Consider the following 12,137-nt stretch of genomic DNA (forward strand, 5'->3'; position numbering starts at 1 on the left):
GCGCAGACTTGGCAAGAGCCTCTTTTATCAGAATTCACAAGCCTGTGGATTTCCACACACAAAAGCTGAAAAACTCCATGATATCCGTGGGTTTCATACTTTTTGCCTGATCAGAATTTTCTGCAAACCGACAGTTGCCGGCAAAGGCATCTGCATCACCAAAGCAAATTTGTCTCCAGGATCAAATTAAAGCCCGTCAGGCAGCTTCAGGACGTATTTGCGCCCGATATCAATTCCAAATGAAAAAGGCTCTGCAGGTAGCCTGCAGAGCCTTTGAAGCCGTCTTGTTAAAACAGACTTGAATTCTTACGCGTTGACCGCGTCCTTCAGGCCTTTGCCAGCCTTGAACTTCGGCGTTTTGGAAGCCGGGATCTGAATGGTGTCACCGGTGCGCGGGTTACGGCCTTCGGTAGCAGCACGTTCAGAAACGGTGAAATTGCCAAAACCGATGATGCGAACTTCGTCGCCGCCCTTCAGGGTTTCCGTCACGGTGTCGAACGTTGCGTCAACAGCCTCGCCAGCCTGAGCTTTGGTGAGGCCGGTCTTCTCTGCAACGGCTGCGATCAGATCGTTCTTGTTCATAGCACATACCTTTCTAAGAAACGGCAGATGGCCGACGATTCTCGCCGGCGCCGTTGCCGGAAAGTCGGGCGAAATCGCATGAAACGCAAGCCATTTTTGGCGGAAAACTGCCGATTTTTTACATTTCCAAAAGAAAAACCCCCGCAAAAGGCGGGGGTTTCCAATGTCGCATTGCGGTAATGAAGACCTAGTGGGCCACGAAGCCGGCAGAATCGTCATCCGGCCGACGAGCCTTTGCGGCCGCAGCATCCGCTGCAGCAACGTCCCACTCGATGGCATCAGGCACACGAACCAGCGCGACCTTCAGAACTTCTTCCATGCCCGAGACCGGAATGATCTCCAGCGAGTTCTTCACTGCATCCGGCAGATCCGTCAGATCCTTGGCGTTGTCTTCCGGGATCATCACGGTCTTGATGCCACCGCGCAGTGCGGCCAGCAGCTTTTCCTTCAGCCCACCGATAGGCAGCACGCGACCGCGCAAGGTGATTTCACCCGTCATGGCAACGTCACGGCGCACCGGAATGCCTGTCAGCGTGGAGATGACAGCGGTAGCCATCGCGATACCGGCAGACGGACCGTCCTTCGGCGTCGCACCTTCAGGCACGTGCACGTGGATATCCCGCCTGTCGAACAGCGGTGGCTCGATGCCGAAGTCCACAGCCCGGGAGCGAACGTAAGATGCCGCAGCCGAAATGGATTCCTTCATCACGTCCTTGAGGTTACCGGTGACGGTCATCTTGCCCTTGCCCGGCATCATCACGCCTTCGATGGTCAACAATTCACCACCAACTTCCGTCCAGGCCAGGCCAGTCACGACACCAACCTGATCTTCCATCTCCGCCTCGCCGTAGCGATACCGCGGTACGCCCAGGTATTCCTCGACGACTTCAGGCGTGACCTCAACGGCCACCTTGTCGCTCATCAGGATATCCTTGACCGACTTACGGGCCAGCGTTGCCAATTCCCGCTCAAGGTTACGCACCCCCGCTTCACGGGTATAGCGACGCACCACGAACTGCAGCGCTTCCTCGGTGACGGAGAACTCGCCGTCCTTGAGCCCGTGATCCCTCGCCGCTTTGACGATCAGGTGACGGCGGCAAATTTCCACCTTCTCCTGCTCGGTGTAACCGGCAATGCGGATCAGCTCCATACGGTCCATCAAAGGAGCCGGGATGTTGAGCGTATTGGCCGTCGTCACGAACATCACGTCCGACAGGTCGTATTCGACCTCAAGGTAGTGGTCCATGAACGTCGAGTTCTGTTCCGGATCAAGCACCTCCAGCAGAGCTGACGACGGATCGCCGCGGAAGTCCTGGCCCATCTTGTCGATCTCATCGAGAAGGAAGAGCGGATTGGACTTCTTCGCCTTCTTCATCGACTGGATCACCTTGCCCGGCATGGAGCCGATGTAAGTGCGCCGATGACCGCGGATTTCCGCTTCGTCGCGAACGCCGCCCAGAGAGATCCGGACGAATTCACGCCCTGTCGCCTTGGCGATGGACTTGCCGAGCGAGGTCTTGCCGACGCCGGGGGGGCCAACGAGACACAGGATCGGGCCTTTGAGCTTGTTCGCCCGCTTCTGGACTGCCAGATACTCGACGATACGCTCCTTGACCTTCTCCAGGCCATAGTGGTCCGTATCGAGCACCTTCTCGGCAAACTCCAGATCGTGCTTGACCTTGCTCTTCTTGTTCCACGGAATGCCGACAAGCCAGTCGAGGTAGTTGCGCACCACGGTGGCTTCCGCCGACATCGGGCTCATCTGCTTCAACTTCTTGATCTCGGCAGTTGCCCGCTCGCGAGCTTCCTTGGAGAGCTTGGTTGCCTTGATCTTTTCTTCCAACTCGGCGACTTCGTCGCGGCCATCTTCGCTGTCGCCCAGCTCCTTCTGAATGGCCTTCATCTGTTCATTCAGATAGTACTCGCGCTGGGTCTTCTCCATCTGGCGCTTAACGCGCGAGCGGATACGCTTTTCGACCTGCAGGACGGAGATTTCACTCTCCATCATGCCCAGAACGCGTTCAAGGCGCTCTGCAACGGACACAACGCCGAGGATTTCCTGCTTCTCGGGAATCTTGACCGCCAGATGGGAGGCAACCGTATCGGCCAGCTTGGAGTAATCCTCGATCTGGTTGACCGCGCCGAGAACTTCCGGTGAAACCTTTTTATTCAGTTTCACATAGTTCTCGAACTCGGCAATTACAGACCGGGCCAGAGCTTCAACTTCGATATTGTCACTATCAGTTTCCGGCAGAACCGTCGCTGTGGCTTCGTAATAATCGGTGCGCTCGGAATACTGGTCAATGCGCGCGCGCGCGCCACCTTCCACCAGGACCTTGACCGTGTTGTCCGGCAGCTTCAGCAGCTGCAGCACGGTTGCAAGAGTACCGACCTCATAAATCTCATCAGAATCGGGATCATCATCCGCAGCATTCTTCTGGGTCGCCAGAAGGATATGCTTGTCGGTGGTCATCACCTCTTCGAGTGCGCGGATCGACTTTTCGCGCCCCACGAACAACGGTACGATCATGTGCGGAAAGACAACAATATCCCGCAGCGGTAGTACCGGATAGACTGAGCCGGTGCCGGTTTCTTCAGAACCGATTTCCTGGTCGCTCATTTTCTTTCCTTTCATTGCGCTCCCTTGGCCCCCTTCAATCAGGCTGCCAGGGAATTTTGCCGACGGCTCGCGGACGGGAGGGTCCACCATGGCCAGTTCGCATCACCCCGATTGGGCGTAATCCGAACTGCTTAGCCGTCACTGTCGTTCTAATAGGTGGACACCCCACCCGCCCCTGTCAAGACGCGGAAGAAGACACTTTCAGAAAGGGTGCCCAGAACCTTTCGGACAGTGGAAAACTAGGGTTTTGCACTGTTTAGACGAAAAAATGCCGCCCTTGTTCAGAGCGGCATTTTTGTTTTTTTGCGGACCCGAGACGCCGAACGGAATCGTCATCCTGAAGCCCTTGCAATGTCATCAAGCGCTCGTGGCTGAGCTTTCTTCCCGGTCTTCGTAGATGTAAAGCGGGCGTGCCTCGCCTTTCACCACTTCCGGAGAAATCACCACTTCCTTGACACCCTTCAGGCCCGGCAGCTCATACATGGTGTCGAGCAGGATCGACTCCAGAATGGAGCGCAGGCCACGGGCCCCGGTCTTGCGGTCGATCGCCTTGTTGGCAATGGCCATAAGCGCGTCTTCATGGAAGGACAGTTCGACCTGTTCCATCTCGAAAAGACGCTGGTACTGCTTGACCAGAGCGTTCTTTGGCTCCGTCAGGATCGTGATCAGCGCAGCCTCGTCCAGATCTTCCAGGGTCGCGATCACCGGCAAGCGGCCTACGAATTCCGGGATAAGACCGAACTTCAGCAAATCTTCCGGCTCCAGCGCGGAGAACAACTCGCCGATACGGCGATCTTCCGGCGCACTGACCTGAGCCTTGAAGCCGATGGAAGTCTTGGTGCCACGATCAGAAATGATCTTGTCGAGGCCGGCGAACGCTCCACCACAGATGAACAGCATGTTCGTGGTGTCCACCTGCAGGAATTCCTGCTGCGGATGCTTGCGGCCGCCCTGCGGCGGCACCGAAGCCACGGTACCTTCCATGATCTTCAGCAAGGCCTGCTGCACACCTTCACCGGACACATCGCGTGTGATCGACGGATTGTCGGCCTTGCGGCTGATCTTGTCGATCTCATCGATATAGACGATGCCGCGCTGCGCACGTTCGACGTTGTAGTCGGCAGACTGCAGAAGCTTCAGAATGATATTTTCCACGTCCTCGCCCACATAACCCGCTTCGGTCAGTGTGGTCGCGTCAGCCATCGTGAAGGGCACATCAAGAATGCGCGCCAGGGTCTGAGCAAGAAGCGTCTTGCCGCAACCGGTCGGGCCGACCAGGAGAATGTTGGATTTCGCCAGTTCAACGTCGTTGTTTTTCGACGCATGGTTCAGGCGCTTGTAGTGGTTATGAACGGCGACCGACAGGACTTTCTTCGCGCTGTTCTGGCCGATGACGTAATCATCGAGAACATTGCGGATTTCCTGAGGAGTCGGGATCCCGTCCCGGGACTTCACCAGCGAAGACTTGTTTTCCTCGCGAATGATGTCCATGCACAGCTCGACACATTCATCGCAAATGAAAACAGTCGGGCCGGCGATCAGCTTGCGCACTTCGTGTTGGCTTTTACCGCAGAACGAGCAGTAAAGCGTGTTCTTGGAGTCGCTGCCGCTGGCCTTTGTCATCTATTCAACCCCGCGTTTGTAAGGAGAAAGCCCCCTTATCAATCCAGATCGAGCCAAATTAAGGCAATTGACCCGAAAGTTCCGATCTGGACCGATTGTATCGTCATCTCGGTCCCAATGGGACCATGCTTCGCCCTTAAAAATCAATATAGGTTTAAGGCGGATGTAAAAACTACGGTCCATTTGCCGGCAACGGGTTCCCCCGCAACGCGCTATCCAGAGCCTATCCTCTGGAAAACACCCAAGATCTCCCGTTTAAGCACAGCTTGAAGGAGATCTTTCCGGCTTGAGGCAGTCACCGGGCAGAAACCCGCCCGGGACCTGTTATCACAGTTTATTCGCTTACTTGGCGACTTCGTCAGCAAGGCTGGCACGGTCGTGAATCACGCTATCGATGATTCCGAATTCTTTCGCCGTGTCCGCAGTCATGAAGTTATCGCGCTCGAGCGCTTCTTCAACCGAGTCCAGTGTCTGACCGGTGTGTTTCACGTAGATTTCATTCAGACGACGCTTCATTTTCAGGATTTCCTGAGCATGAAGCATGATGTCGGCTGCCTGACCACGGAAACCACCGGACGGCTGATGCACCATCACCCGGGCGTTCGGCAGCGAGAACCGCATATCCTTCTCACCTGCAGCCAGCAACAGAGAGCCCATGGAGGCTGCCTGGCCGATGCAGAGAGTTGAGACGGCCGGACGGATGAACTGCATCGTGTCGTAGATCGCCAGACCAGATGTCACGAGGCCACCCGGCGAGTTGATGTAGAGCGCGATTTCCTTGCTCGGGTTCTCAGATTCCAGGAACAGAAGCTGAGCACAGATCAGGGTTGCTACATGATCTTCGACCGGACCGGTCAGAAAAATAATCCGCTCTTTGAGAAGACGCGAATAGATATCGAAGGCCCGCTCGCCGCGGTTCGTCTGCTCGACGACCATCGGAACGAGAGTGTTCATGTAGATATCGACAGGATCCTTCATACCTCATCCATTATTCTTGAGAGGGCCGAACTGCGGCTTGGCAATCCGGCGAGACACAGATCACAAGGTAACACGTCTAACCACCTTAGGACCTGACTCGAAAAAAGCGACACTCCATACATAGGAGATGTCGCCCTGTTCTAAAAGCCTTGCCAGATGCGGCGTGAAGGCAAAGTTAAGCCTCAGGCCGCATCCGGTGGTTTTTTCTGGAAAACGCGTAATTAGGCGTTTTCTTCTTCATCTTCGGCAACAAGCTTTTCAAGCTCGTCCTTGGTCACGGATTTGTCCGTGACATTGGCCAGCTCGAGAATGTAGTCAACGACCTTCTCTTCGTAGATCGGTGCGCGCAGGGATGCGAGAGCCTGCTGGTTGTTCTTGTAGAATTCGAACACCTGCTGCTCCTGACCCGGGAACTGACGCACACGGTCATAAAGAGCGCGCTGCATTTCCTCGTCGGTGACCTGGATGGAGTTCTTCTCGCCGATTTCGGAAAGCACCAGGCCGAGACGCACACGACGTTCAGCGATCTTGCGGTACTCCGCCTTCGCTTCTTCTTCCGTGGTGTCTTCGTCTTCGAAGGTCTTTTCGTTGCGCTTCATGTCTTCTTCGACCTGACGCCAGACGGTTTCGAACTCACCGTTCAAAAGGCCTTCCGGAAGATCAAAGGAGTAATGCTCGTCGAGAGCATCGAGAAGCTGACGCTTGACGCGCTGACGGGTCATCGTACCGTGCTGGCCTTCGATCTGGCCGCGGATGATTTCCTTCAGCTTGTCGAGGGACTCAAGGCCGAGGTTCTTGGCAAAATCGTCGTCGATCTTGGCTTCGCCCGGAGCACCGATTTCCTTGACGACAACGTCAAAGGTCACAGTCTTGGCGGCCAGATGAGCGGCTGCGTACTCTTCCGGGAAAGTCACTTCGATGACCTTCTCGTCGCCAGCTTTCACACCAACGAGCTGCTCTTCAAAGCCCGGGATGAACTGACCGGAGCCGAGAACCAGCTGGCCGTTTTCGTCTGCGCCGCCTTCGAAAGGCTCGCCATCGAGCTTGCCGAGGTAAGACATGGTGACGCGGTCACCGTCTTCAGCAACACCGTCCTTGGCGTCGAACGGAGCATTGCTCTTGGCAATTTCGGCGATCTGCGCGTCGACTTCGTCTTCGGTCACTTCAACAACCGGACGCTCGATGGCGATGCCCTTGAAGTCGACAATGTCGAACTCAGGCAGCACGTCGTAAGACATCTTGAAGGACAGATCGGCTGCGCCGGCGAGAATCTTTTCAGCTTCTTCGTCCGGAAGGTCGATTTCCGGCGTCAGAGCCGGACGCTCCGAACGATCTTCCATGGCCTTCTGGGAAGACGCCTGGATCTCGTTGGAGAGGATTTCAGCCATGGCCTGACGACCATGCATTTTCTTCAGATGCGCAGCAGGAACCTTGCCCGGGCGGAAGCCGTTGATGCGCACCTTGGACTTCATATCTTCGAGGTAAGTGTCGAGCTTGGTCGCCAGCTCACCGGCCGGAATTTCGATTTTCAGCTCGCGCTTAAGGCCCTCATTGAGGGTTTCGGTTACCTGCATGGGTTTGCTTCGTCCTCGGTCTGGAACGATCCGTTCCGGATGCTTGTTATAAATTACTCGTTTGGTGCCGCCCGGCGCCCGCTCCCCACTTGCGCAAGGAAGGCGATCAGACAAGCAACACCACGCCTAAACAGTAAGGCGCACGATGGGAGCGCGATAAAGGGTGTCTTGGGGAGTGTCAAGTGTTACCCGCCGCTTTGACCTTGCCCCTCCTCTCAATTTGAATGCAGGAAGCAGGACTTTCAATCGGCGAAATTCGATGCCACAGCAGGCACCTGACAGAAGCTGTCAGCACTTAATCAGCAATCGTGAAAAAACTTATGGTGCGGATGGAGGGACTTGAACCCCCACGCCTTGCGGCACCAGAACCTAAATCTGGCGTGTCTGCCAATTTCACCACATCCGCGTGCTCCGAGGGACATGTATCCTCGCACCGGAGCGCGGCCTCTATAACACCGTGTTTTTATGCGTCAAAGGAAAAATCGACAACAACCCCCAACTGTCACAGCATTGGATGCCTCTGCTGGAAACTTCCACACACGAACTTGCCCGGAAGCCCAGATCATTCAGGCCCCCGCGCCAGAAGCTGCCGGAACACTGCGGGCAACTCCCCCGCCAGATCTTCGGCAATCAGCCCGGGACCGAAGGACGATGCGGCAGCACCATGCAGCCAGACCGCCATGCAGGCAGCCTCAAAGGCTGGCACCCTCTGCGCCAATAATCCACAGATGATCCCGGCCAGAACGTCGCCAGTGCCAGCCGTGGCCAACCACGGCGAGCCATTGCTGTTGATCACTGCACGCCCGTCTGGCGCGGCAATCACCGTGTCCGCTCCCTTCAGAACGACAACCGCACCGCTCAGCAAAGCCGCTTCGCGCACGCGTTGCAGCTTGGGCAGATCGGCCAAGCGCGGAAACAGCCGGGAAAACTCGCCGTCGTGCGGGGTCAGGACCGTATCGCCCTCACCTTCCCCGACACGTTCACTCAACACGTGCCCCTGACGGATGACGGTGAACAGGTCCTCCGGATCCTCGGCAAAGCTTGTCAGCCCGTCCGCATCCAGAACCAGCTGACGCCCCGCATCCAGGATGGCGTGCACATACGTTCTGGCGCGTTCACCCACCCCGAACCCCGGCCCAAGCAGAAAGGCATTCAGGCGCTCATCCTTCAGCAGCGCGTCCACGCCGCACCCACCCTCGCTCTCTTCTCTGTCCTCGCCCCCGCCCCCATTGGGAGCTCGGATCGACTTCAGCATGACGGCAGTCAGATGGCAGGCATTCACCAGAATGGCAGAGGGCGGCGATGCCATGGTGACCAGACCGGCCCCGGAGCGCAAAGCCGCCATGGCAGAAAGCCGGGCTGCCCCGGAGGTGGTAGCCCCTCCGGAAAAAACCACGGCATGACCGCGCCCATATTTGTGTCCGGAGACGGACGGCGGTTTCCAGGTTTCCAGCCAGACGCCGGGCCCATTTTCCCACAATCCCGATCCGATTTCCTCCAGCACCTCTTCCGGAATCCCGATATCCGCCAGAAAGACCGTGCCGCAAAGATCTCTGCCGGGGCAAAGAAGATGCCCCGGCTTCTTGCGAAAGAAGGTCACCGTCGCATCGGCCTCTATGGCACAGCCCTGTGACGCGTCATCCGAGGCGACCCGCCCCGTCGTGCCGTTCAGGCCCGATGGCAGATCAACACTGAGAACCGGGACCTCTGCCGCATTGACAGCACCGACGATGTCGGCTGCCAGTCCACTGAGTGGACGATCAAGCCCGGCGCCAAACAGCGCATCAATCACCAGCCCCGCCGACCCGAGCGCTCCGCCAAAATCTTCAAGGGCACTAATCTCTTGCCACTCGCCCGGCATCGATGCGAAGGCACTCGCCGCATCTCCCCTCAACGCAGCGGGCGGCTTCAGGCAAAGCACCGTTACCGACCATCCCTGTTCTCGGAGCAATCGGGCAGCAACGAAACCATCTCCTCCGTTGTTACCAGGTCCGCAGACGATCAGGATGAGGTCATCGCGTCGGCACATCTGCGCCGCAGAATCTGCAACAGCCTTTCCGGCGCACTCCATGAGTTCCAACCCCGCGACACCGCGTTCAATGGCCAGCAGGTCGGCTTTCGCCATCTCTTCGGATGTCAAAATCTCGTGGGTCATTTGCTCTCCAGAAGTTCCGTTGGTTTTACGCTCAGCCTTCGCAGTTCTCCGACACGCCGGTCTTTCATGAGCCGCCTGTGTGTCCAGACTGGCCGCCAGAGAGGCCACCAGACCTTAGCCCAACGGTTCGCACCGCATAAAAGATGCTGCCCGGCGAAAGAAAATGCGCGATTGTCTCAAGGCAAAGCTCTCGCACCTTGGCACGATGCTCCAGGTTCAGACCCCACTGAACGCCCGAGAGAATTTGTCACCAACATTATTTGCAGACAGCCATAGACGATGTTGCGCCTCAAATACCCCTGCAACGATTCGAAGCGACGCCAGACGTTTGGCCATTTCGCCTTCCCAAAGAGGCCCCAAGCCGCTTATTCTCGCAGCAAGTGGACACCGGACGCGCTGTTGAATTGGTCTATATTATGCTCTTTTTTTCATCATTTGCTCATTCATTAAGCCGTATTGCCTGTCCATGAACATTTGCCCCTTGTCAAAATTCGGCTTATTGCCTGTTTGTTGGCATCGGACATAGCACTACCATCGTTTGGCACGACTTGTGCTTCAGGGTGTGGGGCATGAAACAGCGGCGGCGACTTACTTGCTCACCTGCTGCGCTGCATCCACACTCAGGCCAATAAAAACAGGCCGACACCACAACACGGGCCAAACAAACCGGAGAGAGACAGAAGGTGATGAAAAAGATCGAAGCGATCATTAAGCCCTTCAAATTGGACGAAGTGAAGGAAGCTCTCCAGGAGGTCGGCCTCCAGGGCATCACCGTTACGGAAGCCAAAGGATTTGGCCGCCAGAAGGGGCATACCGAGCTCTATCGCGGCGCCGAGTACGTTGTCGACTTCCTTCCCAAGGTGAAGGTCGAGATCGTCCTGACGGAAAATCTTGTTGAACAGGCTGTTGAAGCCATTCGTTCAGCAGCGCAGACCGGTCGCATCGGCGACGGCAAGATCTTCGTCTCCAACATCGAAGAAGCAGTTCGTATCCGTACCGGCGAAACCGGCGTGGACGCTATCTGATCTTGAACAATTTGCGGCCCTTCCCGGCGCCGCCTTAGCCTTTCGATCTGTCGCTGCTTTCACGAGCCTCTCTAGGAGGCGACCAGAAGTGACCGGATCGGGACGAACCCAAACTGAGTAAACAAACTAAAGGGATGGACAGTATGACCACTGCCTCTGAAGTCCTTAAACTGATCAAGGACAAGGACGTAAAGTTCGTTGACCTGCGCTTCACCGATCCGCGCGGCAAGATGCAGCACGTCACGTTTGACATTGCGCTGGTCGATGAGGACATGTTCGCCGAAGGTACAGCCTTTGACGGTTCCTCGATCGCAGGCTGGAAGGCCATCAACGAGTCCGACATGATGATGGTGCTGGATCCGGCATCCGCACACATCGACCCGTTCTTCGCTCAGACCACTCTGGCGATCTTCTGCGACATCATCGATCCGGTAACAGGCGAAGCCTACAACCGCGATCCGCGCATGACCGCCAAGAAGGCAGAAGCCTACGTCAAGTCCGGCGGTTTCGGCGACACCATCTTCGTTGGTCCGGAAGCCGAATTCTTCATGTTCGACGACGTTCGCTTCTCGGCTGACCCGTATCAGACCGGTTTCGAGCTGGACAGCTCCGAACTGCCGTCCAACATGGCTGCTGAATACGACACCGGCAACATGGGCCACCGCCCGCGCACCAAGGGCGGCTACTTCCCCGTCCCGCCGATCGACAGCGCCCAGGACATTCGTTCTGAAATGCTGTCCATCATGGCAGACATGGGCGTCTCCACTGAAAAGCACCACCACGAAGTGGCTGCCGCTCAGCACGAGCTCGGCATGAAGTTCACCACGCTGACCACCTGCGCCGATCACATGCAGATCTACAAGTATGTGGTTCACCAGGTTGCCAACGCTTACGGCAAGACAACCACATTCATGCCGAAGCCGGTCTTCGGCGACAACGGCACGGGCATGCACTGTCACCTGTCGATCTGGAAAGACGGCAAGCCGACTTTTGCCGGCAACCAGTATGCTGACCTTTCTGAAAACTGCCTGTTCTTCATCGGCGGTGTTCTGAAGCATGCCAAGGCCCTGAACGCCTTCACCAACCCATCGACCAACTCTTACAAGCGTCTGGTCCCGGGTTACGAAGCACCGGTTCTGCTGGCTTACTCCTCGCGTAACCGTTCGGCTTCCTGCCGTATTCCGTTCTCTTCCAACCCGAAGGCAAAGCGCGTTGAAGTTCGCTTCCCGGATCCGTCCGCGAACCCGTACCTCTGCTTCTCCGCTCTTCTGATGGCTGGTCTTGATGGTATCAAGAACAAGATCCATCCGGGCGAAGCCATGGACAAGAACCTGTACGACCTGCCGGCCGAGGAACTCGCTGAGATCCCAACCGTCTGCCGCACCCTGCGCGAAGCTCTCGAAGCCGTTGATGCGGACCGTGAATTCCTGAAAGCCGGTGGCGTGTTCGACGACGACCAGATAGACGCTTACATCGAAGTCAAGATGGAAGAAGTTGAGCGTTATGAAATGACGCCGCATCCGGTCGAATTCGACATGTACTACTCCGTCTAATCGCTCGCGCGATTTCAGACATGCGAA

8 protein-coding genes and 1 tRNA gene are annotated in these 12,137 nt (G+C 56.7%); 2 read left to right on the forward strand and 7 right to left on the reverse strand.

Annotation, left to right across the window (positions count from 1 at the left end):
- Nucleotides 1-306 precede the first annotated feature (306 nt).
- From J0X15_RS04950 to J0X15_RS04980, 7 genes are all read right to left on the reverse strand, one after another.
- Entirely contained in the window at nucleotides 307-582 is a 276-nt protein-coding gene (locus J0X15_RS04950; RefSeq protein WP_206938663.1) for an HU family DNA-binding protein, read from the reverse strand.
- Nucleotides 583-769: 187 nt separating this feature from the next.
- A complete protein-coding gene (lon, locus tag J0X15_RS04955; RefSeq protein ID WP_206938664.1) occupies nucleotides 770-3,202 on the reverse strand; it encodes an endopeptidase La in 2,433 nt (810 codons plus the stop codon).
- A gap of 357 nt (nucleotides 3,203-3,559) precedes the next feature.
- Nucleotides 3,560-4,825 carry an ATP-dependent Clp protease ATP-binding subunit ClpX gene (gene clpX / locus J0X15_RS04960; protein WP_206938667.1) on the reverse strand — a complete coding sequence of 422 codons (1,266 nt, stop codon included), beginning with the start codon at nucleotides 4,823-4,825 and terminating at the stop codon, nucleotides 3,560-3,562.
- A 342-nt stretch (nucleotides 4,826-5,167) separates the two neighbouring features.
- Complete coding sequence (gene clpP / locus J0X15_RS04965) at nucleotides 5,168-5,803, reverse strand: ATP-dependent Clp endopeptidase proteolytic subunit ClpP (RefSeq protein ID WP_206938669.1); 636 nt, start codon at nucleotides 5,801-5,803, stop codon at nucleotides 5,168-5,170.
- A gap of 221 nt (nucleotides 5,804-6,024) precedes the next feature.
- Nucleotides 6,025-7,377, reverse strand: a complete 1,353-nt coding sequence (gene tig, locus J0X15_RS04970) for a trigger factor (protein ID WP_206938671.1) — start codon at nucleotides 7,375-7,377, stop codon at nucleotides 6,025-6,027.
- Nucleotides 7,378-7,698: 321 nt separating this feature from the next.
- Nucleotides 7,699-7,783 (reverse strand) — tRNA-Leu (locus tag J0X15_RS04975).
- Between the two features lie 156 nt (nucleotides 7,784-7,939).
- On the reverse strand, nucleotides 7,940-9,532 hold the full coding sequence (locus J0X15_RS04980) for an NAD(P)H-hydrate dehydratase (protein ID WP_206938673.1): 1,593 nt from the start codon (nucleotides 9,530-9,532) through the stop codon (nucleotides 7,940-7,942).
- A 686-nt stretch (nucleotides 9,533-10,218) separates the two neighbouring features.
- Here J0X15_RS04980 and J0X15_RS04985 point away from each other — a divergent pair.
- Both J0X15_RS04985 and glnA read left to right on the forward strand, forming a co-directional pair.
- Nucleotides 10,219-10,557, forward strand: a complete 339-nt coding sequence (locus J0X15_RS04985) for a P-II family nitrogen regulator (RefSeq protein WP_149891990.1) — start codon at nucleotides 10,219-10,221, stop codon at nucleotides 10,555-10,557.
- Nucleotides 10,558-10,700: 143 nt separating this feature from the next.
- A complete protein-coding gene (gene glnA, locus J0X15_RS04990) occupies nucleotides 10,701-12,110 on the forward strand; it encodes a type I glutamate--ammonia ligase (protein WP_206938675.1) in 1,410 nt (469 codons plus the stop codon).
- Nucleotides 12,111-12,137 lie beyond the last annotated feature (27 nt).

Origin of the sequence: Roseibium limicola (assembly GCF_017313085.1) — a bacterium.
GTDB lineage: Bacteria > Pseudomonadota > Alphaproteobacteria > Rhizobiales > Stappiaceae > Roseibium > Roseibium limicola.